Annotated in this window: 27 protein-coding genes; 11 read left to right on the plus strand and 16 right to left on the minus strand. The window is 55.7% G+C overall.

The features are described from left to right. Window positions 1-110 precede the first annotated feature (110 nt). Together CNE01S_RS10405 and CNE01S_RS10410 are read right to left on the minus strand one after the other, a co-directional pair. A complete protein-coding gene (locus CNE01S_RS10405) occupies window positions 111-911 on the minus strand; it encodes a CDP-diacylglycerol pyrophosphatase (protein ID WP_061275753.1) in 801 nt (266 codons plus the stop codon). Between the two features lie 120 nt (window positions 912-1,031). Next, entirely contained in the window at window positions 1,032-1,877 is an 846-nt protein-coding gene (locus CNE01S_RS10410; RefSeq protein WP_061275755.1) for a fumarylacetoacetate hydrolase family protein, read from the minus strand. Window positions 1,878-2,192: 315 nt separating this feature from the next. Here CNE01S_RS10410 and CNE01S_RS10415 point away from each other — a divergent pair, with 315 nt between their 5' ends. After that, window positions 2,193-2,963, plus strand: coding sequence for an SDR family NAD(P)-dependent oxidoreductase (locus CNE01S_RS10415; RefSeq protein ID WP_061275757.1), 771 nt, complete (start codon window positions 2,193-2,195; stop codon window positions 2,961-2,963). Here the strand turns inward: CNE01S_RS10415 and CNE01S_RS10420 are convergent. Genes CNE01S_RS10420 through leuC form a run of 4 tightly spaced genes read right to left on the minus strand, consistent with a single transcriptional unit; the run spans window position 2,956 to window position 6,892 of the window. Beyond that, window positions 2,956-3,903, minus strand: coding sequence for a LysR substrate-binding domain-containing protein (locus CNE01S_RS10420; RefSeq protein ID WP_061275759.1), 948 nt, complete (start codon window positions 3,901-3,903; stop codon window positions 2,956-2,958). The two genes, CNE01S_RS10415 and CNE01S_RS10420, sit on opposite strands and share 8 nt — an antisense overlap. A gap of 19 nt (window positions 3,904-3,922) precedes the next feature. Then, window positions 3,923-4,846 carry an alpha/beta fold hydrolase gene (locus CNE01S_RS10425; RefSeq protein ID WP_061275761.1) on the minus strand — a complete coding sequence of 308 codons (924 nt, stop codon included), beginning with the start codon at window positions 4,844-4,846 and terminating at the stop codon, window positions 3,923-3,925. 6 nt (window positions 4,847-4,852) lie between these two features. Then, window positions 4,853-5,467 carry a 3-isopropylmalate dehydratase small subunit gene (gene leuD / locus CNE01S_RS10430; protein WP_061275763.1) on the minus strand — a complete coding sequence of 205 codons (615 nt, stop codon included), beginning with the start codon at window positions 5,465-5,467 and terminating at the stop codon, window positions 4,853-4,855. Then, window positions 5,468-6,892, minus strand: coding sequence for a 3-isopropylmalate dehydratase large subunit (gene leuC, locus CNE01S_RS10435; RefSeq protein WP_061275765.1), 1,425 nt, complete (start codon window positions 6,890-6,892; stop codon window positions 5,468-5,470). A 303-nt stretch (window positions 6,893-7,195) separates the two neighbouring features. Between leuC and CNE01S_RS10440 the strand changes: the two genes are divergently transcribed. Beyond that, on the plus strand, window positions 7,196-8,521 hold the full coding sequence (locus CNE01S_RS10440; RefSeq protein ID WP_061275888.1) for a glycoside hydrolase family 10-like protein: 1,326 nt from the start codon (window positions 7,196-7,198) through the stop codon (window positions 8,519-8,521). A gap of 50 nt (window positions 8,522-8,571) precedes the next feature. Here CNE01S_RS10440 and CNE01S_RS10445 read toward each other — a convergent pair whose 3' ends face one another. The 3 genes from CNE01S_RS10445 to CNE01S_RS10455 all read right to left on the minus strand — a co-directional run bounded on the left by CNE01S_RS10445 (window position 8,572) and on the right by CNE01S_RS10455 (window position 10,244). Continuing rightward, window positions 8,572-9,132 (minus strand): RNA polymerase sigma factor, encoded by a 561-nt coding sequence (locus CNE01S_RS10445; RefSeq protein ID WP_061275767.1) that lies wholly within the window; start codon window positions 9,130-9,132, stop codon window positions 8,572-8,574. A gap of 5 nt (window positions 9,133-9,137) precedes the next feature. Further along, window positions 9,138-9,599, minus strand: coding sequence for a hypothetical protein (locus tag CNE01S_RS10450; RefSeq protein ID WP_061275769.1), 462 nt, complete (start codon window positions 9,597-9,599; stop codon window positions 9,138-9,140). Between the two features lie 90 nt (window positions 9,600-9,689). Next, a complete protein-coding gene (locus CNE01S_RS10455) occupies window positions 9,690-10,244 on the minus strand; it encodes an NAD(P)H-dependent oxidoreductase (protein WP_061275771.1) in 555 nt (184 codons plus the stop codon). Between the two features lie 88 nt (window positions 10,245-10,332). On the opposite strand from CNE01S_RS10455, the gene CNE01S_RS10460 reads away from it, so the two are divergent. Further along, the gene (locus CNE01S_RS10460) at window positions 10,333-11,220 is read left to right on the plus strand and encodes a LysR family transcriptional regulator (protein ID WP_061275773.1); all 888 of its coding nucleotides are present in this window, start codon (window positions 10,333-10,335) and stop codon (window positions 11,218-11,220) included. Between the two features lie 8 nt (window positions 11,221-11,228). On the opposite strand, the gene CNE01S_RS10465 is transcribed toward CNE01S_RS10460, so the two are convergent. Then, window positions 11,229-12,284: an NAD(P)H-dependent flavin oxidoreductase gene (locus CNE01S_RS10465; RefSeq protein ID WP_061275775.1), complete on the minus strand. Its 1,056-nt coding sequence runs from the start codon at window positions 12,282-12,284 to the stop codon at window positions 11,229-11,231. Between the two features lie 91 nt (window positions 12,285-12,375). Here CNE01S_RS10465 and CNE01S_RS10470 point away from each other — a divergent pair, with 91 nt between their 5' ends. After that, window positions 12,376-13,224 carry a LysR family transcriptional regulator gene (locus CNE01S_RS10470; protein ID WP_061275777.1) on the plus strand — a complete coding sequence of 283 codons (849 nt, stop codon included), beginning with the start codon at window positions 12,376-12,378 and terminating at the stop codon, window positions 13,222-13,224. Here the strand turns inward: CNE01S_RS10470 and CNE01S_RS10475 are convergent. Beyond that, window positions 13,207-14,382 (minus strand): YbfB/YjiJ family MFS transporter, encoded by a 1,176-nt coding sequence (locus CNE01S_RS10475; protein WP_096754087.1) that lies wholly within the window; start codon window positions 14,380-14,382, stop codon window positions 13,207-13,209. The two genes, CNE01S_RS10470 and CNE01S_RS10475, sit on opposite strands and share 18 nt — an antisense overlap. A gap of 120 nt (window positions 14,383-14,502) precedes the next feature. Then, entirely contained in the window at window positions 14,503-17,187 is a 2,685-nt protein-coding gene (locus CNE01S_RS10480; RefSeq protein WP_082763205.1) for an ATP-binding protein, read from the minus strand. A gap of 108 nt (window positions 17,188-17,295) precedes the next feature. Between CNE01S_RS10480 and CNE01S_RS10485 the strand changes: the two genes are divergently transcribed. Both CNE01S_RS10485 and CNE01S_RS10490 read left to right on the plus strand, forming a co-directional pair. Next, window positions 17,296-18,507 carry an MFS transporter gene (locus CNE01S_RS10485; protein WP_061275781.1) on the plus strand — a complete coding sequence of 404 codons (1,212 nt, stop codon included), beginning with the start codon at window positions 17,296-17,298 and terminating at the stop codon, window positions 18,505-18,507. Window positions 18,508-18,655: 148 nt separating this feature from the next. Beyond that, window positions 18,656-19,462, plus strand: a complete 807-nt coding sequence (locus tag CNE01S_RS10490) for a 5'-nucleotidase, lipoprotein e(P4) family (protein ID WP_061275783.1) — start codon at window positions 18,656-18,658, stop codon at window positions 19,460-19,462. A gap of 228 nt (window positions 19,463-19,690) precedes the next feature. Here the strand turns inward: CNE01S_RS10490 and CNE01S_RS10495 are convergent, their stop codons facing one another. Both CNE01S_RS10495 and CNE01S_RS10500 read right to left on the minus strand, forming a co-directional pair. Continuing rightward, window positions 19,691-20,326, minus strand: coding sequence for a DUF421 domain-containing protein (locus CNE01S_RS10495; RefSeq protein ID WP_061275784.1), 636 nt, complete (start codon window positions 20,324-20,326; stop codon window positions 19,691-19,693). Window positions 20,327-20,335: 9 nt separating this feature from the next. Further along, window positions 20,336-20,782 carry a DUF3290 domain-containing protein gene (locus CNE01S_RS10500; protein WP_038472332.1) on the minus strand — a complete coding sequence of 149 codons (447 nt, stop codon included), beginning with the start codon at window positions 20,780-20,782 and terminating at the stop codon, window positions 20,336-20,338. 208 nt (window positions 20,783-20,990) lie between these two features. Here CNE01S_RS10500 and CNE01S_RS10505 point away from each other — a divergent pair, with 208 nt between their 5' ends. Genes CNE01S_RS10505 through CNE01S_RS10520 form a run of 4 tightly spaced genes read left to right on the plus strand, consistent with a single transcriptional unit; the run spans window position 20,991 to window position 24,020 of the window. Then, window positions 20,991-21,380 carry a RidA family protein gene (locus CNE01S_RS10505; RefSeq protein ID WP_061275786.1) on the plus strand — a complete coding sequence of 130 codons (390 nt, stop codon included), beginning with the start codon at window positions 20,991-20,993 and terminating at the stop codon, window positions 21,378-21,380. A 23-nt stretch (window positions 21,381-21,403) separates the two neighbouring features. Further along, the gene (locus CNE01S_RS10510) at window positions 21,404-22,378 is read left to right on the plus strand and encodes a threo-3-hydroxy-L-aspartate ammonia-lyase (RefSeq protein ID WP_061275788.1); all 975 of its coding nucleotides are present in this window, start codon (window positions 21,404-21,406) and stop codon (window positions 22,376-22,378) included. Window positions 22,379-22,395: 17 nt separating this feature from the next. Beyond that, a complete protein-coding gene (locus CNE01S_RS10515) occupies window positions 22,396-23,043 on the plus strand; it encodes a helix-turn-helix transcriptional regulator (RefSeq protein WP_061275791.1) in 648 nt (215 codons plus the stop codon). A gap of 32 nt (window positions 23,044-23,075) precedes the next feature. Next, window positions 23,076-24,020 carry a dienelactone hydrolase family protein gene (locus CNE01S_RS10520; RefSeq protein ID WP_061275793.1) on the plus strand — a complete coding sequence of 315 codons (945 nt, stop codon included), beginning with the start codon at window positions 23,076-23,078 and terminating at the stop codon, window positions 24,018-24,020. Here the strand turns inward: CNE01S_RS10520 and CNE01S_RS10525 are convergent. Together CNE01S_RS10525 and CNE01S_RS10530 are read right to left on the minus strand one after the other, a co-directional pair. Then, window positions 23,981-24,751, minus strand: a complete 771-nt coding sequence (locus CNE01S_RS10525) for a BPL-N domain-containing protein (protein ID WP_061275795.1) — start codon at window positions 24,749-24,751, stop codon at window positions 23,981-23,983. The genes CNE01S_RS10520 and CNE01S_RS10525 overlap by 40 nt on opposite strands. A 95-nt stretch (window positions 24,752-24,846) precedes the next feature. Continuing rightward, window positions 24,847-25,761 (minus strand): LysR family transcriptional regulator, encoded by a 915-nt coding sequence (locus CNE01S_RS10530; RefSeq protein WP_061275797.1) that lies wholly within the window; start codon window positions 25,759-25,761, stop codon window positions 24,847-24,849. 121 nt (window positions 25,762-25,882) lie between these two features. On the opposite strand from CNE01S_RS10530, the gene CNE01S_RS10535 reads away from it, so the two are divergent. Next, the gene (locus CNE01S_RS10535; protein ID WP_061275799.1) at window positions 25,883-26,620 is read left to right on the plus strand and encodes an SDR family oxidoreductase; all 738 of its coding nucleotides are present in this window, start codon (window positions 25,883-25,885) and stop codon (window positions 26,618-26,620) included. The last annotated feature ends 2 nt before the right edge of the window (window positions 26,621-26,622 follow it).

Genomic DNA, 26,622 nt, shown 5'->3' on the forward strand with positions numbered 1-26,622 from the left:
ATTACCCACCATTCAGGTGCGGCCAGGAGAGTTTTTCAAACTGTGCTGATACTGGCAAATAAGAAAAAGACATAACCTATGTGTAAAAAAATCTGATGCTGTTTATCTCGTCAAATTCGCCCGTGATTTTCTTCAACGGGGGATTCAGGCGACAATATCGCACATTCTTTATCCAGCAATGCTTCCACCGAGGCCCGATTATTGCGGTCCCAGCCTCGTTTAGTGGTGAGTAAAATAAACCCTTTTTGCTCGCCGTAGGTGGTGGGAATGACGGCCACGCCCCACTCCGCCAGCTGTTCAGGCGTTAAATGGAAATGACTCGCGACGCTGTTAATCGGGTAAATACCCATCACGGTCGGCTGCATTACCCGCCGCGCGTACCAGGTGTAACGCAGGAGCTTATCGGGCAAGGGCCGCCATTCTTCCGTTATATAGGGACGTTCTGCCAGCATCTGACGCCTGACGTCCTCTCTCAGGCAGGTCAGGTGAATATGCAACTGATTTTGACTGCGCCCATAAGCCGAGTTAATCGCCAGACCGAGAGCATCGTCAGGCACCGGGGCGCCATACTGCCAGGCTAAAAGGCGACGCATGAGCCAGGCATAGCCGAAATAGTCCGTGCGCCCTTCTGCCGCCAGCTCCGGGCTTTCAATGCCGGTTAGCTCCGCCGTGGGAACCAGAATAAAATGATAGGGATAGCGCGGGTTCTGGATAACGCTAAAGCCGTGAGCCTTTCCTTCCGGCATATATATTTGCTGGCACGGTGCGGGACTGCTCGTTTGCTGATAGTTGGTCATGCACACCTTATCGACCACGCCCCACAGCGCATCGGAGCGGGCACAGCCCACCAGCATGAATAGCCCTGTCAGGAGCAGGCCTCGTTTGAGGCAGGAGAAAATCAGGACTGTCATTCCATGAGTTTGCATTCTTTCAGCGCCACCGGATTCACTTTGCCACGCGTTATTCTGACTTATCAAGATCATAGCGTTTTATCGGCGTAAAAACAGCGCGCTGAATGAATATCTCCGCGTTTAAACTTGCGCCACAACCCGCTGATGCTGAAAGCCCAGCTTTTCAATATGTATGCGTATCTGGTCTCCTGGCTGCAGCCATATAGGCTCCGGCTTCATGCCAAGGCCTACGCCTGCAGGCGTGCCGGTGGCGATCAGATCCCCTGGCAACAGCGTCATATAGTGGCTGACGTAAGACACAATTTCGGCGACCGAGAAAATCATTTGTGAAGTGTGACTCTCCTGCCGTCTGTCCCCGTTCACCTCGAGCCAGATAGCCAGCGACTGAGGATCGCCCACTTCGTCCTTCGTCACGATGTAGGGCCCGGTTGGGCCGAAGGTATCGCAGCTTTTGGCCTTATCCCACTGCGAGGACTGAAACTGAAACCCCCGATCTGACACGTCATTGATAATACAGTAGCCGGCAACATGTTCGAGAGCCCTGTCGGGACTAACCTGCCGGGCTGGTTGGCCTATCACAATACCAAGCTCGGCCTCCCAGTCGAGTTTTGTTGAATGAGACGGCTGGACAACAGGATCGTTCGGTCCGCTGATACAGCTCGGCGCCTTAAAAAACACGACCGGCTCGGTGGGAACCGGCAAACTAGCCTCCCTTGCGTGATCGAGATAGTTCAGGCCGATAGCCACAAACTTCGAGGTGCTGGCGAGTGGCGCCCCCAGTCGTGGCTCGCCGTCAACCAGCGGAAAGCGAATAATATCGTCTTCATTTTGCAGCGCGAGCAGCACCACCGGAAGCGTTTCCGGCGTGATGTCGGCAACAAGACTGGATAAATCTCGCAGCCTAAAGTGATTATCAAACACGCCGGGCTTTTCCTGGCCAGCCTCGCCATAACGACATATTTTCATTTCGTCCTCTCGGTAGTTATTGAATGGAGTGCCAGAGTGAAAATAAAAAAGACGGCAGGAGGATATCGTTCCTGCCGTTAAATAAGTGCTACGTATTTTTGATAAAGCATAATCGGACACACGCCAGAGTAAATCTGTTTTATTTTTACAAAACCGTATTTGGGCTTTTTCCGGTTTAAATATCCCGACACCGTGCGGCTTTGCGATATTGATGAACGACAGTCATAAGCGTTATGACTGCCGGGTTATCGGCAAATGGTTTGGGGAAATATAGCATCAGCAGGCGTATCATCTTTCTTTCGTGGAGGTCCTAAAATGGCAAGGATTTTTATTACCGGCTCTGCCGATGGTCTTGGGCAAATGGCCGCTAAGCTTCTGGTGGCCGATGGGCACCAGGTCGTACTGCATGCGCGAAACAAAACGCGCGCAGCTTACGCTATGTCGATGGTACCGGGTGCAGAGTCTGCGTTTGCGGCCGACCTTTCCAGCATTGCCGAGACAAAAATGTTGGCCGATGAGGTGAATGCTTTTGGCTACTTTGACGCCATTATTCACAATGCCGCCGTGGGGTATCAGGAAAGAGAGCGCCAACTGACCGTCGACGGTTTACCGCAGGTGTTTGCCGTTAACGCTTTGGCACCGTATATCCTGACCGCGTTAATTCATCGGCCTAAGCGCCTGGTCTACCTTAGTTCTTCCTTGCATAGGGACGGGGATCCTTCGCTTGACGATCTTGCATGGGAGAAGCGTCGCTGGAACGGCGGTCAGGCCTATTCGGATTCCAAGCTGCAGATTACCCTGCTGACATTTGCCATTGCCAGACTGTGGCCTGAAGTGAGGTCTAACTGCGTCGACCCCGGCTGGGTGGCAACGAAAATGGGAGGTGCTGGCGCGTCTGATGCGCTGGATCTTGGCCCGAGCACACAGGTCTGGCTTGCCGCCGATCCAACGTTGTCATCAGCGCCAACCGGGGGCTATTTTTATCACCAGAAGCCCGACAACGCGGTTAAAGCAGCCTCCGATCCTGTTCTCCAGCAGCGTTTTTTAGCCGCCTGCGCGGAGTATTCAGGCGTCGAAATTATTTAGCCATGCCTGACTCTTCCACCGGCGGAAAACGTTGAAAATAGTCCACCAGAAAATCGATACAGACTTTTAGCTTTGCCGAACCGCTGGTGCGGTTGGAATATACCGCCCAGATATTCGCGGCCTGGTACCACTCCGGCAAAATCTGCACCAGCTCGCCGCGGGCAATATAGCGCTGCACCTCCCACTGCGAGCGCAGAATAATCCCGTGCCCTTTTAACGCCCAGTTCAGGACTACGCTGCCGTTATTGGATGAGAGCTGGCTACTGACGTGGGTCTGCTGCGTTTCCGTGCCATTGGTTAACGGCCATACGCCGAACTGCGAGCTGCGTTCCTGAATCACGAGGCATTTATGGTGCCGGAGATCGGCTATCTGCCGCGGCGTGCCGTGCTGTGTGAGGTAGTCCGGGGCGGCGCACAGTACGCGGTTGTTCGTTGAAAGCTGTCGGGTGATATAAAGGTCTTTAATGTCATCGCCAATGCGAATTTCTATATCGACGCCCTCCTCTATCAAATCAACAACTCTGTCCGTCAGCGTTAGCTTGATATTTAGCGCCGGATAGCGTTCCGCCAGCGCCGAAAGCGCATCAGGCATATACGTTGAGCCAAAACCAAACGAGCAGCTCATCTGAATATTGCCTTCAAGTGTGTCCCGCCAGGCGGCAAGCCCCGAAACAAAATCCCCCATGCTTTCCAGCACTGAAAGCGCTCCGCTTAGCGCCTTATGGCCATCGGCCGTTAAATGAATCGCGCGGGCGCTGCGGTGGAACAGCCGCATTCCCAGGCTTTTCTCCAACAGCGAAATGCGTTTACTGACATAAGACGGAGAAAGCCCCAGCTCCGCCGCCGCGTTGGCAAAACTTTCTTTACGCACCACGGTGACAAAGACATTCAAATCTTCAATAAGCGGCCAGGCGGCGCGTGGGGTTTCGTTGGTGCTCATCGGTCTGCCATCTTCTGAGTCAGGTTAAGAAAGGCATAATAGCGCTCAGCAGCACATCAGGACACTCCTCTTGCGGACTGTGCCCGCAGGGCATGGCTCGCCCACGAACGTCCAACGCTTTTTCCTGCCAGGTAGCGGGCACATTATAAAGCTGGCCCACGGTGCCTTTCTCCCCCCACAGCACCAGCAAAGGGCTGCTAATGCGCAGATGCTTGTCGGCTTCATCATCTTCAAGGTCGATGGTCGCTGAGGCGCGGTAATCTTCGCAGATGGCCCGTAGTGTATCCGGATGCTGGTAACAACGCAGGTACTCGGCAAACACCTCGGGTTCCGTCGCGCCAGGGGTTTTAAGCTGGCCATCGATATGTTTACGCAGGAAAAATGCCGGATCTGCGGCGATCATTTTTTCCGGCATCGGCGAAGGCTGGATCAGGAAGAACCACCAGAAATAGCGGGTGGCAAAGGTTTTGTCCGTCAGCGCATACATGGTTGCCGTCGGGGCGATATCAATAAAGATGCTGCGCTTAACCTGCGCCGGGTAATCCAGCGCCAGGCGATGCCCGACGCGTGCCCCGCGATCGTGCCCCACAAAAGCAAAACCGTCCTGGAAACCGAGCCGTGCCACCAGCAGGACAATATCTTTCGCCATTTCACGCTTGGAATAGCTGCGGTGATCGTCGTCGCTGGCGGGTTTGGCGCTGTCTCCGTAACCGCGGATGTCCGGCATGATGACGGTGAAATGCTGTGCCAGAACCGGGGCGATTTTACGCCAGGTAACGTGGTTCTGCGGGTGGCCATGCAACAAAACTAGCGGTTCACCTTGCCCACCTACGGCGGCACGGAGGGTAATCCCGTTTTCCAGCGCCACGTCTATAAGCCGGAAACCAGGGATAAAAGGCGTCTCGCCCCTGTCGCGAATAAAGTCAGCGTTCTCTTTCATCATTGAAAATTAATCCTGAGTCAGTAGCCACGGATGGGCGGCAAAATGGCGCTGTTCAAACTCGCGAATCTCCTGCTGATACTGCAGCGTGTAGCTGATGGCATCGTGGCCTTCCAGCAGCATGTGCTTTTTCAGCTCATCGACCGTAAAGGCAATATCTTTGCCCTCCACGCCTATCTGCTGCCGGGCGAGATCGACGGTAATGCGGTTAGCTACTGGATTGTTTGCCGCCTGCGCCAGCCGCTCGATATCCTCCGCTGGCAGCGTCAGGGTCAGCACGCCGTTACGCTGGCAGTTGTCGTTGAAGATCCCGGCGAAGCTGGTACCGATCAACGCGCGGATACCAAGCTGACGTAACCCCCACACCGCGTGTTCACGGCTGGAGCCGCAGCCAAAGTTAGGTCCGACGATAAGAAACTGTGCGCCCTGCCATGCAGGCTGATTAAGGACAAACTCTGGGTTCAGCGAGCCGTCGGTCAGAAAACGTTGGTCAAAGAAAACGCCTCGGTCCAGATTGTTACGATCGATACCTTTCAAAAACTGCTTCGGCATGATCACATCCGTATCTATGTTAGCTGCCATCATCGGCGCGGCCACGCCGGTCACACGGTTAAAGGGTTCCATTTACGCTTCCCCCTGCTGTAAATACGACCGGACATCGGTGAGATGGCCGGCGACTGCGGCGGCGGCAACCATCGCCGGGCTCATTAAGTGTGTTCTTGCTCCGGCACCCTGGCGGCCCGCGAAGTTACGGTTGGTGCTGGAGGCGCAGCGGTCGCCCGGCTGCAGCACATCTTCGTTCATTGCGAGGCACATGGAGCAGCCCGACTGCCGCCATTCGAACCCGGCGTCGATAAAGATTTGGGCCAGCCCTTCCTGCTCGGCACGGACACGAACCTGCGTAGAGCCCGGCACAATAATCCCTCTAACGCCCGGGGCAATTTTCCTGTCTCTCAACACCTGGGCAACTGCCCTGAGGTCTTCAATACGCCCGTTGGTGCAGGAGCCAATAAACGCGTGGGTGATTGGAATCTGGCTAAGCGGCGTGCCTGGCGTAAGGCCCATATAGCTCAGCGCATTTTCGATGTCACGACGTTTGGCCGCATTGGACTCACTGGCAGGATCGGGCACATATTCAGTGATGCTGCCGCCCTGATCCGGGCTGGTGCCCCACGTCACGCGAGGCGTTAAGTTTGCGCAGTCGAGCACAACTTCTTTATCAAACACCGCGTCAGCATCGCTGTAGAGCGTGCGCCAGTATTTCAGCGCCTGTTCCCACAGCTCGCCTTTAGGTACTCGCGGCGCCGGTTTGATGTAGGCATAAACCTTTTCATCGGGCGGCATAAAAGCGCCCCGGGCCCCGGCTTCGACCGCCATATTACAAATGGTCATACGCCCTTCCACGCTAAGCGCATCAATGGCACTGCCGCAGAACTCGATGGCAAAACCGGTCGCGCCGTCGGCGCCAATTTCGGCGATCAGCAGCATGACGATATCTTTTGCCGTCGCGGCAAACGGCAGCTCACCGTTCACCATCACGCGCAGCGTTTTTAGCTTTTTATAAGCTAAGGTCTGCGTCGCCAGCATATGCTCAATTTCAGAGGTGCCGATGCCGAAACCAAACGCCCCAAACGCGCCGTAGGTGGTGGTATGGCTATCGCCTGCGGCAATCACCATGCCCGGCAGCACGATTCCCTGTTCATGGGCGACGACGTGTTCAATGCCCTGGCGGGGATCCATCACGTCGAACAGCTCAAGGCCAAAATCACGGCTGTTGGACTCAAAATAGCGAACCTGCAGCTCGCCGCCCGGGTCGGTCATTTCTGGCGTACGCTTTGGCCGCGTCGGGTTAACGTGGTCCACGTTGAGCAGGATGCTGTTTGGCTGCCAGACCTTGCGGTTAGCGTCACGCAGGCCGCTAAAAGCCTGCGGGCTGGTGTATTCGTTGAGGATGGAACGGTCGATATACAGCAGGACATTGCCCTGATCGTCCAGAGGGCGGATGACGTGGCTATCGATAATTTTATCGTACAGCGTTTTAGGCTTCATGACGGGTCACCTTGTTGCTCTCACAGCATAAAATAACGGCGTGCTGGCACGCAGATAAAAAATGAACAATTTCTAAAGGGATAGTAGCAACCGGGTGATTAGGCTGTCAGTAAAGGCATGATGCACAAGCGTAATAGGATAAAACACGAAATGTGTTTCATTTATTGTGATGATAAATAAGGATTTTGATCGTAAGCAAGGTTAGTCGGCATCTGCTTTACTTAACGGCGTTAGAGATTGACTTGATGTCGAATAGTATGAAAATGCTTGTTGTCCACCGACTGGCAAAATCTGGAGCACATCATCGCCACTTCAAGCCGCTTCTTCTCTGCCGCCAGGGTCAAAAAACCTGGCGCGATACTTGCCGCCGCGCTATTTCTGGCGAGCTGCGCCTCTAAACCGCCGGTTTCCCTCGTCACGCCCTTGCCGGGCACTAAGCCGAATGTGACGACACCTTCGCAGCATGATCAGCCGATGCGTGGCGTCTGGCTGGCCACGGTTTCCCGGCTGGACTGGCCGCCGGTTTCTTCCGTTAACGGCAGCAGCGCCGGCGTGCGCATTAGCCAGCAGCAGCAGGCGTTGAAGGACAAGCTGGACAAACTGAAGTCGCTGGGCATCAACACGGTATTTTTCCAGGTGAAACCCGACGGCACGGCCCTGTGGCCTTCGAAGATTTTGCCGTGGTCAGATATGCTGACGGGAAAAATTGGCGAAGATCCGGGTTACGATCCGCTGCAGTTTATGCTCGATGAAGCACACAAACGAGGAATGAAGGTACACGCCTGGTTTAACCCATACAGGGTTTCTACTAACACCACCCCTGGCACTGTTTCCGCGCTGAACCGCACGCTTTCTCTGCAGCCCGCCAGCGTTTTTGTGCTGCACCGTGACTGGATTAGAACCTCCGGCGACCGCTTCGTGCTTGACCCCGGTATTCCTGAAGTCCGTGACTGGATAACAAGCATCGTCGCCGAAGTTGTCTCGCACTATGCCATCGACGGTGTGCAGTTTGATGATTACTTCTATACCGAATCACCGGGCTCGACCCTCAACGACAACCAGACTTACAGAACCTACGGCCAGGGCTACGCGTCTAAAGCCGACTGGCGGCGCCACAATACTGAGCAACTTATCGAGCAAGTTTCACGCACCATCAAACAGCTTAAGCCCGGGGTTGAGTTTGGCGTGAGTCCGGCGGGCGTGTGGCGTAATATCTCCCACGATCCGGCCGGGTCAGAAACGCGCGGTGCCGCAGCCTACGATGAGTCTTATGCCGATACGCGCCTTTGGGTGCAAAAAGGCCTGCTGGACTATATTGCCCCACAGATCTACTGGCCCTTTTCCCGCAGTGCCGCCCGCTACGACGTGCTGGCAAAATGGTGGGCTAACGTCGTGAAACCCACTAATACGCGTCTTTATATTGGGATTGCGTTGTACAAAGTCGGGGAGCCTTCAAAGAACGAGCCTGACTGGACGGTGAGCGGTGGCGTGCCTGAGCTGAAAAAACAGCTCGATTTGAACGACGCCGTGCCGCAAATTCACGGCACCATATTGTTCCGGGAAAATTACCTCAACCAGCCCCAGACCCAGCAGGCGGTGAATTACATCAAGGAACGTTGGGGGGAATGATTGGCTAAAAAAACCGGATCGCCCTTCCCTGGGCAGATCCGGGGGCTGTCTTACTGACCAGCCAGGTCGTCATACACATTGCGCAGTCGGGTGCGCAGATACAGAACAGCTTTGTGTTTGCGGGAGAGCAGCGCCTGCACGGTATCACCGCTCTCGCCCGCCAGTTCCTTCACGCTATAGTCTTGTAGCTCAGTTTTGATAAACACCTCACGCTGTGGGGCTGGCAGCTCCGACAGGGCTGTCTCCAGCTCCTCCCATAGCAGTTGCTTCAGGTATTCGTCCTCGGGCGTTTGCGGGGTACCGAACAGCGTTTCGGCCAGCTCATCTTCCGGGTAATCATCCTCTTCATCACCGCCAAACCAGCTTGCTAAAGGCAGTTCGCGTTTTTTTCTTGCCCGGTCTGTCATCTCGTTCCGGGCGGCGCGGAACAGCCAGGCGGCGACGTTTTCCACCGGCTGTTCGACCTTCATCAACTGGTAGCTGACTTCCTGCAGGATATCGTCGGCGTCTTCACGCCCGGCGGTTCTCCCGCGAATAAACGCTTTCAGTCGGGTACGGCAGCCGTTTAACGCTGCCATCAGCAGAGATTCCCCCACTATTCCGGCTTTCATCGTTGTCACTCAGCGTCCGGTTTTTTTGCGCTGTTTTCATCTGGCTGTGGCTGTGGCTGCGGTTGAGGGCGTGGATCCATCCTCTCATCCCAGCGCGAGTGCCAGCCGCAGCGGTCGCGGTGACCAAAGCCAAATTTCTCGCGGCGATGCTGCATAAACTCTTCGCGCTGCTCAGGCGTCATTTGCATCCAGCGTTCGTGCATGCGGCGGCGGGCTTTACCAAACATGCCGGGGCGGAAGCCCAGGCCACCGAACAGAATGCGGCACAGGGCCAGCAGGCCTAAAGACTGCCAGAAGCCGATGTCCTTCACGCCGAGCAGACCCGGCAGCACCGCGTTCCACAGCGTCATAACAATCAGGCCGAGCGCGACAAACAACACCACGCAGAGCAAAACAGGTTTACCCATACGGTGCGCACAGAATCCACGGCGGTGGTGCTCATGTCGGTGCATATCAAAATCTCTCATTTTGTTTACCTCACTAAAGCCACTGATAATCACTTGTGATGAGGTAGACGAATCAGCGCGAGAAATATTGCTAAAAAAATGAAAAAAACTTCAAAGTTTATTTTCACGCCACCGGGTCAGCGCCTGCGCATAAGCTTCCGCCTTCATTTTCAGGCCCGCAGCGTCAAGCTTATCGGCAGTGTAGACCACAAAAGGCGCACACCAGGCAAGGCCGCAGCGGTTCGCCGTGGCCCGGAGAGGCGCCAGCAGCGATTCAATGGTAAAGAGGTTACGTCCCCCAGGGCGATAAGCCTCCTCCACGTTGCCGGCGGTGACCGCCACGTACAGCGGCGTCCCTTCCAGCTTTTGCCCCTCCTCCTGATAATTAAGGTAGAACATCCGGGTCAGCACCGCGTCCTGCCACTGGCGCATAATGGCCGGCATGGAATACCAGTGAATCGGGAACTGCAGCACAATGCGGTCGGCGGCAAGCAGCCGGGCCGCTTCACGCTCGCCGTCACGGTAAATGTCGATGCCGTCAGGATACAGCGCCTGGACATCGACCACCTCAACGTTTGCCAGTTTTGCAGCTTCTTGCGCCAGCGCGGCGTTGGCGCTGGAACGGGATAAATTCGGATGGAAAAGTAAAATCAGGGTTTTGCTCATCGGGCGTCTCCTCGGGTTGATGAGACGATAATGGCGAGGCAGCAAAAATTACTCCAACAGATAATCAAGATAATCTATTATCGATATCATGAATTTAAGAACGCTCGATCTCAACCTTCTGGTGGTGCTGGACGCCCTGCTCGACGAGGCGCACGTCACCCGGGCCGCAGACAGACTGTGCCTCTCGCAATCTGCCACTTCCGCAGCGCTTGCCCGCTGTCGCGATCTTTTTAACGATGAACTGCTGGAGCGTGGCAGAGGCACCATGCGGCTGACGCCCCTTGCTCAGTCTCTTCGTGCGCCGCTGAAATCCGTGCTGGGCGGCATTACCGAACTCATTGATCCACCGGTAATGCCGCTGCATCAAATTCAACAGAAACTGAGGATCACCATGGCGGATTTTCCGGCTCTGTTCGTGCTGGTCCCGCTGATGCAAAAACTTCAGCAGTCGGCACCGGGGATTGACCCCATCGTTCAGGGCTGGACTGGCGCGGATCAGGCAGAAACCGCATTACTTAACGGCACCACGGATATTGCTATTTCGGTCTTTCCTCAGCCTGCCGCAGACATTCACAGCGAGTTATTGATGGACGAGCACTACGTCGTGGCGATGCGGGAAGGCCATCCGGCCGCGGGCGGGTTCAGTCTTGAACGCTGGCTTGCCTGGCCGCACATCATCACCTCCGGCAAAGGGGAAAGCGTCACCCCGGTGGATGCGGAACTCTTAAGGTTGGGATTACGCCGCCGCGTTGGACTGGTTCTGCCTAATTTCCAGATGGTGCCGCAGCTGCTGGCGGCGTCGGATTTGCTGGCGCTGCTGCCTTCCCGGGTCATCCCCTTTACAGAAGGCCTGGTCGCCTTTCCTGCCCCGATCTCTTTACCGGGTTTTTCGCTCCACCTGGCCTGGCACAAACGCCGAAGTCAGGATGTGGCCCTGCAACACGTCGCCGCAATTTTGATGGCGTTGTTAAAGTAAAACCGTTTTTACAGCCCCGCTTCTCGCACCAGCGTTTGCAGTAATTCAGCCGCCGGCATTTCGCGGATAAGATTCACGCCCTGCCCGGCCCAATGCGCGCTATAGCCGTGATGACCGTGGCTTTTTGCAAGGCTTGCGAGCGCTTTACCAATATCGTAGGCCACCGGGTAAGCCGGTACGGTATGCTGGCCGGTGCTGCGGCCATGGCGGCAATAATCGTTCTCCAGGCTTCTCGCGGCCCTGCCAGAGATGGCGTGGGTCATCTCCGTCTGGTGCGATCGGCTCGATTTAAGCCGCTGCCGGTAGCCTTCATCGGCGGCGGACTCAGGGCAAAGCAGAAATGCAGTGCCCAACTGAACGGCATCCGCCCCCACGCTTAGCATGGCGTGAATACCGGCCCCGTCCATCATCCCCCCGGCGGCAACCACCGGCAGGTCTACCTGTTTTTTTAGAAGCTGCACCAGCGCAAAGGTGCTGAGCTGGCTATCGTGAGCTTTATCGTCGAACATCCCGCGATGCCCGCCTGCTTCAAAGCCCTGCGCCACAATGACATCCACGCCGTTCGCCTGAATCTGCAAAGCTTCTTCAGGCCGGGTGACGGTCGCAAGCGTGACAATGCCTTTGTTGCGAAAGGCCTGTACAACATCACGTTCAGGCACACCAAAATGGAAGCTCACCGTGGCCGGAGTCGTCTCCAGCAGCATCTCCAGCATCGCGTCATGGCCGATAAAACTTTGGTAAATTTCGCTGAGCGCTTCCGGCGGAATGCCGCCAAACTTAGCAAAGTGCGGGCGCAGGCTCTCAATCCATGCTCGTTCGAGCGCCTCATCCCGTTTTGCGGGGCGGTGGCAAAAAAGATTCACGTTGAACGGGCGTGGGGTGAGCGCCTGCGTTTTCAGGATGGCGGCCCTGGCCTGCCCGACCCTGCTCGCGCCCACGCCCAGCGAGCCAAGGCCGCCGGCATTGCTGACCGCCGCCGCCAGCTCCGGGGTGGAGACGCCCGCCATAGGGGCCTGTATGATGGGATAGTCAATCGCGAGCAGTTGGGTAAGGCTACGAAACATCACGGCACCTCAGGAAATGAGAGATTGAGTGCTTAACATCTTATTTGGAGATGTTAAGATCAAGATCATTGTCATATTGAGAACTAAAAATATGAACCACACCACACTGCAGATGTTCAAGATCGTCGCCGAAGAACAAAGCGTGACGAAAGCGGCCCAAAGGCTTGGCCGCGTACAGTCGAACATCACCACCCGCATTCAGCAACTGGAAGAAGATCTTGGCGTTGCCTTATTCGTACGCGACAGCAAGAAAATGATCCTTTCGCCGGAGGGCGAGAGCTTTCTCTCCTACACCAATAAAATACTCAGCCTGGCGGAAGAGGCGCGGCAGGCGCTGCATCCGGGTAAGCCTGCAGGTTCACTGCATATGGGCTCAATGGAAGCCACCGCCGTCAGCCGCCTGATGCCGGTGTTCCAGCAGTTCCACCGCCGGTACCCTGATGTCGCTCTGACCTTAGCCACTCAGCCCACGCAACAGCTTCTGGAGCAGGTTCGCCATGCGTCGCTGGACTGCGCGCTGGTGAGTCTGTTGCCGGATGCCGGGGGGCATATTCAGTGCCCTGAAGATCTTGAGTATGTGGACGTATTTACTGAACGCCTGATGTTGCTCATTCCCGAAACCGCCAACAGTCATAATCCTCGCCTTGCTGCTTTTCCACGAGGATGTTCGTACCGGGCTCGCGGTGAAGCCTTGCTCAACGCACAACCCCTGGTAGAGGTACAGGATGTCAGTTCTTATCACTCGATGATGGCTTCTGTTGCCTCAGGACGGTGCAGCGGCGTGCTGCCGGAAAGCGTAGCGGCGACGCTGACTCTGCCGGAGGGAACACAGCAACAGTTTGTGGCCGAAGCCCTCACCCAGCTAGTCTGGCGCAAGGGCTACCATTCCACAGCGCTTGAGGCAATGAAGCAGATCCTGGCCTCAGCCAGCAACCTGTGAACGTCCCGCCAGCACCAGGCCACCGGCCAGCAGCAATGCTCCGGTGGCCGCGGCTAACGACCCGCTAAAACTGCCCGTCATACCGTAAAGCTCCCCGGCAACCAGCGGCCCAATAATCTGCCCGGCGCCGTAGATGGCGGTCATCGCTGCGATCATATTGAAGCGCACCAAATGCGCCAGCCTTTTGGCTTCCGGTAAGGCTATCGTCACCGTGCCGGTGAAGGTAAAGCCCACCAGCAATGCACTTAACAGACAAAAAAGCAGCGAGTGGCTAAAAGCCGGAAGCACCACGCCCGCGGCCTGCACCAGAAGATTGGCGGCAAAAGCGCGGCGATAACCATACTTCAAGACAATTTTATGCCAGACAAAACAGGACGGCACCGCGGCCAGGCCAAAGATAGCCCAAAGCTGCACCGGATCCAGCGCACTGAGCGACCCGGAGAGAAAAAGCGGCAAATAGGTGGCGGTAATGATATACCCGAACCCCGCCAGGCCGTAGATAACCAGCAGTTTCCACGCCTCTTTAGCATCCCCTGCTTCTGGCTCGACGTGAATGGCCGTCTGCGTGTGATAGTCCATCAGGTAATCCGGCGGGCTCATCAGCAGTTTGAAAATCAGCGCAAACAGTAGCAGCGCAGTAGCCCCGCACAGCAACCAGATTTGCTGGCTGGAATAGCCATAAGCTTTGCCGAGCGCGATAAACTCGGCGGATAAAAAAATCCCCAGCCCCACACCGGCATACAGCACCGGCGCGCCGTTATGGTGTTTCATGTGCTGCAGCAGCCACAATGAGGCGGCAATCAACGACACCGCGCTTAAAAGTCCGGCCAAACCACGAATGGCCACCACCGCCCACGGGGAGGTTATCCAGGCCAGCAGGAGCAGGCCGCAAATCGTTAGCCCGACGGAGACCATGTTCAATCGCCGGGCGTCGGCAGGTTTAGCTCTGGCCAGCAGCAGCGCGCCAATAAGATAGCCCGCATAATTCGCCGATGCGGCCAGATTCCCCTGATGCAGCGACAGTCGCCCTTCTTTTAGCATCACCGGCAAGATGCCGGTATAGGAAAAACGCCCGTAGCCCATGCCGATCGCCAGCACCACCGCGCCCGCAAGCGCCAGCAGCAGCGCACGAATTTCTGGCCTGAAATGCATTGTCATAACCTCACCTTTTAATCTCTAAATATGAATATTATTTTTATAAGAATCTTATTTTGAGATTAATGTCGACAAAGACAACAAGCAAGCGGCTTTTCTGCCCCTTGGCATTTCATCGGAAGATCAAAGCTGACGCAGATCGGTTTCTATGCGTTGCATCCAGCCTTTGGCCGTCTGAGTTTGCGCCAGTAACAGCGCGGCCTGCAGCGCCAGGCTGTATTCCAGGGCATGTTGTGGTTTATCCGCATAGCGAATTTGCGCCTGAACCCGCATCAGTTCGGGCAGGTTCCAGAGCGACTGGTTAACGCCAAGGGGAGACAGGCGATCGGCGATCAGCGCCTCGGCTGCCTCAGGCTGACCTTTTTGCGCCAGCGCGACGGCGAAATCAGAAAGAAACAGGGAATAAGCAGGATCGAAACCATTGGCCTGCAGCCGGGCAAGCATGGCGTGAATTTGCTGGGGAAGCACCGTCTCGGGCTGCTGACGCAGTCTGCCCCAGAAGGTAAAGGCGGCCGCATAGAGCCGCCAGAAGCCCAGGCCGTGTTCAAGGGCGATAGCGTCAATCTGCGCGGCAACTTGTAGCACCCCAGCGATATCTCCGGTTAAGGCCGCCAGCGTGCAGGTCCCTTCCGCGAGAGCTGCACACAGCGAACAGGCGTGATCCAGAGCCCTGGCTTCTTCCACCGCCAGCTGCGCTGCTCTTCTGGCTTTGGCTACATCGCCCGTGACCCACAGCGCCCGAACCAGGAAAGCCCAGCCCGCCACGCGCTGATCCAGCCCAAAGCGGAAAGGCGCTCTCTGGCTGTCATCATCCACTATGCGGTCCAGCAAAGCCTGAATTTCGCTGAGCGCGGCCTGCTGCTCACCGGAAAAATGCAGCGCGGTGCCGACCAGGCGGCGGGCGGTTAATAGCGCGCCGTAGTCACCGGCTTGGGTCGCCAGGTCAGCCATTTTTTTACCGTTCTCTGCGGCCTGAACATATTTCCCGCTGCGCAGGTGATACAGCCACAGCCCGTACTCGGCCTGTAATTGCATTTCTCCGTCGCCCAGCGCGTCGGCAAGCTCCCCGGCTCGCCGCCAGGCCTGGCCATTGTCTTCAATGGGCCCCTGCGCCCAGCCAAGCGCCGATCCTAACGCCGCCTGCATTAGCATCTCTTCGTGCGGCGTGGCCTGCCCGTTGTACCGGTCGTTAATCGCGGCCGTAATCCGCTGGCGGCACTCGCCGTGCAGTGAAAGCTGGATCCAGAACGGCGTGGCGTTAGCGAGAATACTTCGCCCCAACGGAGCGTTTTGACCCGCGCCAAAACACCAGTCTGCCGCCGCCCTCAGGTCATCAATCAAATACCCATACTGACGGCGCCATTGGGGGCTGGACTCTTCGGCCCAGGCCTCTCTGGCCCGCACCATGCTATCGGCCACAAGCTGCGCGTGGCGAAGAAAGAGCCGGGCACTCTCTTCACCCAGCCCTCGGCGAGCATAAGTGCGCACAATGTTAAGATAGCGATACCTTGCCGGACGCGTGCCCGCCTGTAATACCAGCAGCGATTTCGCCACCATGCTGGCCACCACGTCGCTGACCTCTTCCTGGTTTAACAAACCTTTGGCGGCGTAAAGATCAAATTCGCCGGGAAATACGGCCAAAGCATGAAATACCCGCTGCTCATTTGCCGTTAGCAGTCGGTAACTCCAGTCCAGCGCGTCGGTAAGCGTTCTGTGCCGCGAAGCTGTACGGCCCGGAGTATCCGGCAGCGTCTCCCGCCCGCTCAGGTCGGCCAGCACGGCATCCGGGCCCAGGCTGGCAACGCGAGCGGCCACAATCTCCAGCGCCAGCGGTACGGCATCGAGCAGCCGACAAAGCCCCAGAATCGGCTCAACATTCTCTTCGCCCAGGCGAAACTCATAATCCACCGCCTGAATGCGCTGTACCAGAAACTCCACCGCGCTAAAACGTTGCGCCTCGCTGGCGATCGGCTGAGCGGGAGGCAACGTTAGCGGCCCGACGCGGTACACCTGCTCCCCTTCAAGCCCCAACGGAGACTGGCTGGTCAGCAAAATGCTCAGTAATTCGTTTCTCTGTAGCTGATGCTCTATTTCCTGGGCGCAGGCGGCAGACAGATGCTCACAGTTATCAATCACCAGCAGCGCGGGGCGAGGCTGCAACGGCCCCGCCCCGCGAATACCGGCCAGTGCCGCCCGCAAAACCGGGGCTGGATCTGACCCGGCATTCAGGCTGGACAAATCAGCAAAAAAGACGCCATCGGGATAAAGGCTGGCAGATTCACGCGCCACTTCCAGCAACAGCCTGGTTTTGCCGATGCCCGCCGGGCCAGCCAGCGTACAAATAGTATGTTCGATCAGCCGTTTCCTGATTTCACCCAGTTCCCTTTCTCGCCCTATCAGCGGTGAACGGGGGCGCGGTAATGCCGCTGAAGGCGTAGCTACGGGCAATGATGACGTGGCCGCCTGAAGCTTATTCACCGTGGCGGTAAAACAGTACCCCCGGCCAAACACGGTGGTGATCAGATTGCGGTCGGGGCCAAAAATTTTGCGTAAGGCGGAGATTTGCGCCTGCAGGTTATTCTCTTCGACGATCTCTTTTGGCCAGACGGTGGCCAGCAGCGTCTCTTTGGTCACCACCTGCCCGGCCTCGCTGACCAGCAGCCTGAGCACCGCCATTGCCCGCTCGCCTGGCTCCAGTCGGACGCCATCCCTTAACAGCAGCCCTAAGTCGGGAAACAGCTGATAGCGGCCAAAGACCACCATATCGTCATCTCTTTCTGAACGGGGTTGAGTCTCGTCGGCAGGCATAGGAACGGTCACTTTTCAGGTGATTTCAGAAGTCTGAAATTCTAGGGCAAAGATTGTGGGCGGACAATCGTTCAGCATCAGAGCTCGTCCTCCCCAGAGAGAAAAATCATGTCGGATAATCCCCTGAACATCACCCTGAATCGCCCGCCCGAGGCGGAAAAAAACTCGCCTTTAACCTCGACTCTGCTGCTGATAATGGCGCTGGCCTGCGGGGTGTTTGTCGCCAATGTCTACTACAACCAGCCGCTGCTGGAATTGCTTCAGCAGGCGTTTCCTGGGCAGCTTGCGCTCGTCAGCCTTGCACCGACGGCAACGCAGCTTGGGTTTGCTTTTGGGCTGTTCTTACTTGTGCCGCTGGGCGACAAGATTAATCGCCGCACGCTGATCCTTTGCCAGTCTGCGGGGCTGGCGGTAGCGCTGGCGTGCCTCGCCTTAGCGCCCAATGTTGTCACGATTGTGATTGCCTCTGCGGCCGTCGGCGTTACCGGCTCCGTGGCCCAGCAAATAGTACCGTTCGCCGCCGAGCTGGCTAAACCAGAGCGTCGTGGACAGGTGGTCGGCACGGTAATGAGCGGCGTGCTGTGCGGCATATTGCTTGGCCGGGCGGTGGGCGGTTTTAGCGGCGATCACTGGGGATGGCGGGCCACCTTCTGGCTGGGCTCAGTGGCAACCGCCTTCGGTTGGTTGATGCTGTTCTTTACCCTGCCGCACCACACGTCGGGCAATAAACAGAGCTACATGAGCCTGATGCGTTCGCTGATTTCTCTGTGGCGCGAAGAGCCTCTGCTGCGCCGGGCGACCTGGATTCAGGCCGCGCTGTTTGGTTCGTTTATCGGCCTGTGGACCATTCTGGCCCTGCAGCTGCACGCTGCTTTTCATCTTGGCGCAGACATCGCCGGTCTGATGGGCATTGTGGGCGCCGTAGGCATTTTGATTGCGCCGCTTGCCGGGTGGATTGCCGACCGCCGGGGGCCTTATGCCGTTATCGGGCTTGGGGCACTGGTTATGGTTATCTCTTTTGCGGTGCTGGGGCTGTGGACTTCGCTCAACGGCCTGGTGATTGGCATCATCCTGATGGATCTGGGCGAGCAATCGGCGCTGATCTCCAACCAGCACGTGATTTACGCCCTGCGGCCAGAAGCCCGCAGCCGCATTAATACGGTCTTTATGAGCGGGATGTTTATCGGCGGTGCGCTGGGATCGTGGAGCGCGAGCCTGATGTGGCGGCTGGGGGGCTGGGAACTGGCTTCGATGCTGGGCGGTGGGCTTAGCCTGATCGGGCTTCTCATTCATCTGATCGGGCAGCGAAAGCGCGGTTAGAGGCGAAGCCGCCGGGGAAAACTGTATGCGAATGTTTGTAGCATCTTGAGTATCCGGCAGGCTTCGATTAAAAAGTAGTTGATAACGTAGAGTTATTTTTTTGTCACAAAATTGAAATAATAATAATGGCAAGGGTAAGGACATAAAAATGAAGAAAAGTTTATTGGGTGGCGCGGTAGCGCTGGTGCTGGTCAGCCTGACAGGGTGCGCCAATCAGCAGCAGGCGGCGGACCAGAAACTGGCCGGCCAGACGGTGATGGCGGTGGACTGGTTCCAGCAGTCCGGCGAATACCGGGCGCTGGCGTACCAGTCGTTTAACAGCGCTCGTCTGGCCTGGGATCAGTCGGCCAAACAGGGTAACGCTAAGCGCGCGGTGATTGTCGATCTGGATGAAACCATGCTCGACAACAGCGCCTACAGCGCGTGGCAGGCCAAAAACAACAAAGCGTTTGACGACAAAACCTGGTCCCAGTGGACTCAGGCTCGCCAGGCGCTGGCCGTCCCGGGCGCGGTGGATTTTGCTAACTACGTTAACAGCCACGGCGGCACGATGTTCTATGTGTCTAACCGCGACAGCAAAGACTTCGACGCCACTGTGGCCAACATGAAAGCCCTGGGCTTTACCGGCGTGAGCGATAAAACCGTGCGCCTGAAAACCGACAGCTCCAACAAGCAGGCCCGTTTCGATGCGATCAAAGCCGAAGGTTATGACGTAGTGATGTACATCGGCGACAACCTGAATGACTTTGGCAAAGCGACTTACCACAAGGATCAGTCCCAGCGCCAGCAGTTCGCCAGCGATAACCGCAGCAAGTTCGGCACCCAGTTCATCGTGCTGCCTAACCCAATGTACGGCGACTGGGAAGGTGCCTTAGCGCCAAACTACTTCAAGCTGAACACGGCCCAGCAGGCCGAAGCGCGTGAAAATGCGCTGCGTACCTGGTCCGGGAAATAAGCTGTCTCACCCCACCCGTGCGGTGGGGTTTTTTATGTCGCCACGCTGGCCTGAAGCTGTCTCTAAGCCAGCGATGGGCGGCATCATCGTCTGTACAACACTTCCTCGACGAGAAAGCCCTCCTTTAAGGAAAGACCTCATGGCTCCCCTTGGAAAGTGACATATAAGGGATTAAGTGCATTCCTTTTTTATCAATAACCCAATAGGTCAGACGCTTGGTTTTAGATATTATCTTTCATATCCGTATAAATTAATCCTGCCCGAGAGATACTCACCTAAATATACTTCGCTAATTTTATTAAAGCCTTGCTTGACAACTTCATTTTCTAGCCAGTCATTGTCCTTGTTAAGGATTTCGAGCAGATCATGATTAGCTAAACCATCGACTATAATTGGGTAGCGTATATTTTCATCACCACTTTGTATAATGGTTAGTTGCCCATTCTGTTCTAGAACTACGCGCTTCAATTGTTCTATTTCATAAATGCCATTCGCCCTTAACTTGAACATCAAATCATTTGCAGAAACACCATTGCGTAAACACTCCTTAACATTGACGCTGCCATTATGTACCAGGGTGATAGGCTTGCCATCAATAATCCTTTTAACTAGTCGATTGTTCTCTTTTAAAAATTTAAGGACAAAGACGAGGAAGGTCCATATAATTAACACCAAAACAAACTGTAGTACTGTTATCGATTCATTATAAATAACGCCACCGATAATCCCCCCGAGCACATAGTTCTGAACCTGGTCCATTGCGGATGAAGGAGCCAGGTTGCCCTTCCCCATGAGATTGATTTGAATAATCAGACACAGTATCCCCAGACCCAATTTTATCATGATAGGCGTATAAATTATCATTTCTGCTCCTCAGTTTTTTATGATTTCTATGCCTGGGTTTACTAACGACACCTCAACTAAACTATATGTTTTCTGATCCGGACTTAAATTGACGCGATAGTAAAGATCATTAATTTTAACGATAATGCCATCCGAGAGTTGTACTGAATTTGAAAATATAGAATCCATACCCACTTCTTTTTCTTTTGATAACAATTTAACAAAGCTCACCATTTGTGATGATTGAGAGTGTATATTTTGACTATCAGTATAATCTGCATACTGAACACCAGAAATGAAAAGTAGAAATAAAAATACGATAATTGTTAGGTCTCGATATTTAGTTTGTAAGCGATGACGCATGTACAGGCTAAAAAAAACGATCAGGATAAATAAAGCGCTAAATATAATGATGTATTTTAAATAATCATTAATATTAGACTGTGTTTGTAGATAGTCGATGCCATAAAATCTCATATAGTTATAATCCCTGAACACTTAAGACCCCGTTTTTATTATAGTAACACATTGCCATTTCCCGCTCTAACGACCACGACCCGGGCTTTCTCCTCCCTTCCCGTTCACCACTATCTCCCTTGCTGCTTTCCATGTTGAAAACCGCTTGATCAACGTTTAGTCCAGATATAGATTGTTTGTCTAAATCTGAACGCGATTGAGAGGAAACATGGCCCTGGACATCACGCTGCGCAATATCGAACAGGCTCCCGCCCCCGTGGGGCACTATTCCCATACCGCCACTGCAGGCGGTTTGGTGTTTATTTCCGGCCAGCTTCCCGTGGCGGCGGACGGCACACCTCGCTGCGAAGCGCCCTTCGAAGAACAGGCTCAGCTGGTGCTGCAGAATATTGAGTCCTGCCTGGCCTGCGCGGGCGTGACAAAACAACATCTTGTTTCCGTGCGGGTGTACATCACCGATATCAGTCTCTGGCCGGTGTTTAACCGCCTCTATGCGGCGTGGATCGGCGAGCATCGCCCTTCCCGCGCGGTGGCTGGCGTGGCACAACTCCATTACGGCGCGGCGCTTGAAATTGAAGCCGTGGCGCTCTCTGAATAAGACAACCGTTTAAAGGTGGCATAATGAGTGAACTAGTTCTTCCCGTTTATGACGATGTGGTGGCCGCAGCTCAGCGTATTGAAGGCCATGCCAACCGCACGCCGGTGATGACTTCCCGCACCGTGAATGAAGAGTTTGGTGCCGAAGTCTTTTTCAAATGTGAGAACTACCAGCGAATGGGCGCGTTTAAGTTTCGCGGGGCCATGAATGCCCTCGCCCAGTTCACGCCCGCGCAGAAAGAAGCAGGCGTGGTGGCCTTCTCCTCCGGGAACCACGCCCAGGCGATTGCGCTGGCCGCAAGACTGCTGGGCATTCCGGCCACTATCGTGATGCCGGAAGATGCCCCGACGGCCAAAATAGCCGCCACGCGGGAATACGGCGGCAAAGTCATTCTGTATAACCGCTACACCGAAGACCGCCAGCAGATCGGCAAAGATCTGGCCGATAAATATGGCTTGACGCTGATCCCGCCTTACGATCATCCGCATGTCATTGCCGGCCAGGGCACCGCGGCGAAAGAGCTGTTTGATGAGGTTGGCGAGCTGGACGCGCTGTTTGTCTGCCTGGGCGGCGGCGGCCTGATTTCCGGCTGTGCGCTGGCGGCGCGTCATCTTTCCCCCAACTGTAAAGTCTACGGTGTGGAGCCGGAAGCCGGGAACGATGCCCAGCAGTCGTTCCGGCATCGGAAAATTGTGCGCATTGATACGCCCAAAACCATCGCCGACGGCGCGCAAACCACCTTCCTGGGAGACTACACCTTCCAGATGATCTGCCAGAACGTGGACGACATTTTCACCGCCAGTGACGAGGAACTGATCGCGTCGATGAAGTTCTTTGCCGAGCGCATGAAAATGGTCGTCGAGCCGACGGGCTGCCTTGGCTTTGCGGCCGCGCGCGGGATGAAAGAGAGCCTGCGCGGCAAGCGAATCGGGATTATCATTAGCGGCGGTAACGTCGATATCAGCCGCTACGCTGAATACCTCGCCGGGCCGCGTTAATCAGAAGGAGAAATAGAGTGTCAAAATCAGAAAACAGTGCCCTGCTCGACCAGCTCGAAACCATTGCCCGGGGGGTGAGTGAAACCTTTGCGCCTTTTTGTGAGGTGGTGGTGCACGACCTGAAACAGCCCGGTCACTCTATTCTCTCCATCCACAACAATCTGTCCGGCCGTGAAGTCGGCCAGGCTGCAACGGAAATGGGGCTGGCGCGCATCGCCTCCCCTGATTTCCCTGCGGTTATCGCCAATTATGCCAATCAGTTTGCCGACGGGCGCCCGGTAAAAAGCACCTCAATCGGGCTGAAAGATGACGCCGGGAACTATGTGGCCGCGCTATGTCTGAACCTGGATATGACCTTATTCAGAGGGATGCAAAGCACACTCGCCCGCTTCACCGACACCAGGCCAGGCCCGCTGGAGGAACACATTGGGCCCGCAGGTGCCGAAGCGATCAGGCTAAGAATCGATGATTATGCTGCGGGCATTGCGACGACGCCGCGCGCGCTGAAAACTTCAGAAAGAATTGAGCTGTTGCAGACGCTTAAAAAAGAAGGATTACTGGATATCCGTAAGTCGATGGAAACCGTGGCGCAGCATCTGGGCGTTTCCCGTGCATCGGTTTATTTGTATGCAAAACAACAGCCGTCCGTTGACGACACGGCATAATTCAACTGCAGTAACTTTGCCAGGGCAGACAAATGGGTTCTTTGAAGTGGCGGATTTCGCCTCTATGTCAGGAGCCGCAGCGCTCCGGTACTTTACTTCACCTCCTTACCGGGCTGCCGGTTGCGGCGCTTTTCCTTAGCGTCAGCGGCTGCAGTTCCACCAGCCACAGTGCTTCATCATCCCTGAAGCTGGATCGCCAGCTCAACGAGCAGATTGTGATGCTGCCCGTGCAAACGGAAGGCCGAACCGTTGAGCTGGAAACCACGCTGTATAAGCCGCCGGGTAACGGCCCTTTCCCTCTGTTGTTAATGAACCACGGTAAAAATCCGGGCAATGCGCGCACGCAGCCGCGCTCCCGCCACCTCGAAATCGCTTCGGTATTTGTTCATCGGGGGTTTGTAGTCGCGATCCCGATGCGGGAAGGCTTTGCGGCATCCGGCGGCCTGTATCCGAAAGACGGGTGTGATATCCGTCGTCACGCGTTTGACGAGGCAAAAGGTGCCGCCGCCGCCCTCAATGAACTGGTGAAACTGCCTTACGTTGACCGTTCACGTATTTTGATTGCCGGGCAGTCGGACGGCGGCCTGGTGACAATGGCGCTAAGTACTCGTCAGATCCCTGGCGTGCTGGGGATGATTAACTTTTCCGGTGGCCTGCGCATGAAAACCTGTCCCGGCTGGCAGCAAAACCTGATCAGCGCTTACTCAAGCATCGGGAAACAGGCGCGCTACCCGTCGCTTTGGTTCTACGGCGATAACGACCAGCTCTGGCCGCAGCCAATGCCACAGCAAATGTTCAGCGCCTACACAAGCCAGGCCACCGGGACTGCAAGCCGAACCCGAATGGTTGATATCGGCACCTTCGGACAAAACTCTCATGATTTTGCCGACAGCAAAGCAGGCGTCAAACGCTGGTACCCGCAGGTAGAAACCTTCGTTCACTCGTTGGGGCTGCCGTTTGAACCGGTGTTTAAATAGGTAAGCAGGCGTGTCATTTTACTCTGAGGCGAGGTATGCCCGGTAACGCTGTTGTCAAACCAGCTGCCATCTGCCTCAGGGTGTGGGCCTGTCAGCACCACTTTTCCTTTGCCATAGCGGTAGGCGGCTATCGCCACATCGCCGTTGCTGTACCGGGCCACTGGCGTAAAACCGCTGCTTTTAGCGTCGTGATTAAAGTAAGGGCCATCCTGATAATAAAAAGGCTCTGTTTTATTCCCCCAGCGGATATTCAGCGTGTAGTCACCTTCATCCGCGACGCCGGATCCGGGCCGCCCTGCCTCAGACTCAAGGGGCTTGTCGATAAGCCCGATCCAGTCTTTGTCAGCCAGATAGGCCCCCATGCACAGGCCAAGATAACCTTTCCCGCGTCTCACAAACTCTCTGATAGCCTGAGCGCCGTCATCGCCAATTGCATCATACGCGGCCGGAATATCCTGCCCGCCGCCGGGTTGCACGTAGAGATCAAATTTACTCAGGTTTTGCCGGGTCAGTTTTAGCTTTTCATTTTCACCGATGTAGGAAATGGCAATATTTTTTCCGCTGTTCTGCAGCGATTTTGCCACCATTTCCGAGCAGTCTTCGCAGCCCGCGGCCCCCCGATATATGGCGATCTTCAGGGGAATGTCGTTAGATGCCTCCGCCGCAAATGGAGAAAATAAAAAAGCAGAGAGCGCTATACGAAATACGTTCAGGCCATGCAGTACGTTCATCCGGGCATCCTGTCTGAGAAGCACTTTAGGGAAGCCAGTATGAATGCCGCAGCCTTTTAAAAACCAGTCAAATCGCGGTGAGGTTTAGCTCACGTTCAAGTCTTCGCTCCGGCAGGAAACCGCGCGCTGTAAATCTCCTTCAGCCAGTCGATAAACACCCGCACACGCGGCGAAAGCTGCCTGTTTTGGGTGTACACCGCAGAAACGGCGATGGCCGGGCTTTGCCAGTCAGCCATGACTTCTACCAGCCGACCTTCGCTCAGCGCCTGTTCAACGTGGTAACGCGGGAGCTGAACCAGGCCGCAGCCACGCAGCGCGCAAATGACATAGTTCTCCGCTTCGTTGACCGTCACCCAGCCTTTAGGCGAGCAAGCCCGACGCTCGTTATCGATAATAAATTCAAAGGGATAATTCACCCCACCCGTTGTCGAAAAAAAGTTAACGCACTGGTGATGTTCGAGATCGTCCGGATGAGCGGGCGCGCCAAATGCCGCGAGATAATCCGGGCTGGCGCAGACAATTTGCGGCAGATCCGCCAGGTGACGGGCGACCAGCGAAGAGTCCTGTAATTTACCGGCGCGCACCACGCAATCTATCCCTTCGCGCACCAAATCAACCAGCCTGTCGCCGCTGCTGATAATCAGCTCAATATCGGGATAGCGGCGGTGAAATTCATCCAGCTGCGGCAAAACGATGTGCGACGCATGCGTCCCCTGCAGGTCGATGCGCAAAATCCCTCGAGGCCTGGCAACAACCGGGCGCAGCGCGGCTTCGGCATCGTTCAGTTCTGCCAGAATGTAGACACAGCGCTGGTAATACGCTTTGCCATCCTGAGAGGCACGCACATGCCGGGTGGTCCGCTCCAGCAGGCGGCAACCAAGCTGGCTCTCCAGCTCTTTAATTGCATTGCTTGCCGTGGCTCTCGGGATAGCGAGCTGGTCGGCGGCCTGGCTGAAACTGCCTAGCTCAACAATGCGGGTGAACAGCTGCAACGTATCGAATTTATCCATCTATTATTAACCAAAACGGAATTATCTAATCAAATTAGCACCGTTTATCCCGAATTCAAAAACATTAACAATGCACCCACGCCCACTCGGGGCGATCCACTCACAGCATCTGGAGAACAACATGACAACTGCAAACAAAACTGCCCTGGTGACCGGCGCTTCCCGTGGGATTGGCCGGGCTATTGCCGAAAGACTGGCTCGCGACGGCTTTACCGTGGTGGTTAACTATGCCGGGAATAAAGCCAGCGCCGATGAGACGGTCCTGGCGATTAAAAACAACGGCGGGAACGCCGTGGCGATTCAGGCGGATGTGTCCTCCGAAAGTGATGTCACCCGTCTGTTTGCCGAAGCGAAAGCCATCCACAATCAGCTGGACGTGGTGGTACACAGCGCGGGCATTATGCCGATGGTAAAAATCACTCCGGCTGGCCTCGCGGAATTCGATAAAATCATCAGCACAAACTTGCGCGGGGCATTTATGGTGCTGGCCAACGCCGCCGAGTCGCTGCAGGAAGGCGGCCGCATTATCGCCCTTTCAACCAGCGTTATTGCCAAATCATTCCCGGCCTACGGCCCCTACATTGCCTCCAAAGCCGGGGTCGAAGGCCTGGTACACGTCCTCGCCAACGAACTGCGTGGCCGCAATATCACCGTTAACGCCGTTGCGCCGGGGCCAACCGGCACGGACCTGTTCCTGAACGGTAAAACCGAAGAGCAAATTCAAACCATTGCCAACCTCGCACCGCTCGGGCGCATCGGCAAACCTGAAGAAATCGCCAGTATTGTGGCCACGCTGGCCGGCCCGGACGGCAGCTGGGTGAATTCCCAGGTGATTCGCGTTAACGGCGGCTTCGCATAACC

The sequence above is a fragment of the Cedecea neteri NBRC 105707 = ATCC 33855 genome (assembly GCF_001571265.1).
GTDB lineage: Bacteria > Pseudomonadota > Gammaproteobacteria > Enterobacterales > Enterobacteriaceae > Cedecea > Cedecea neteri.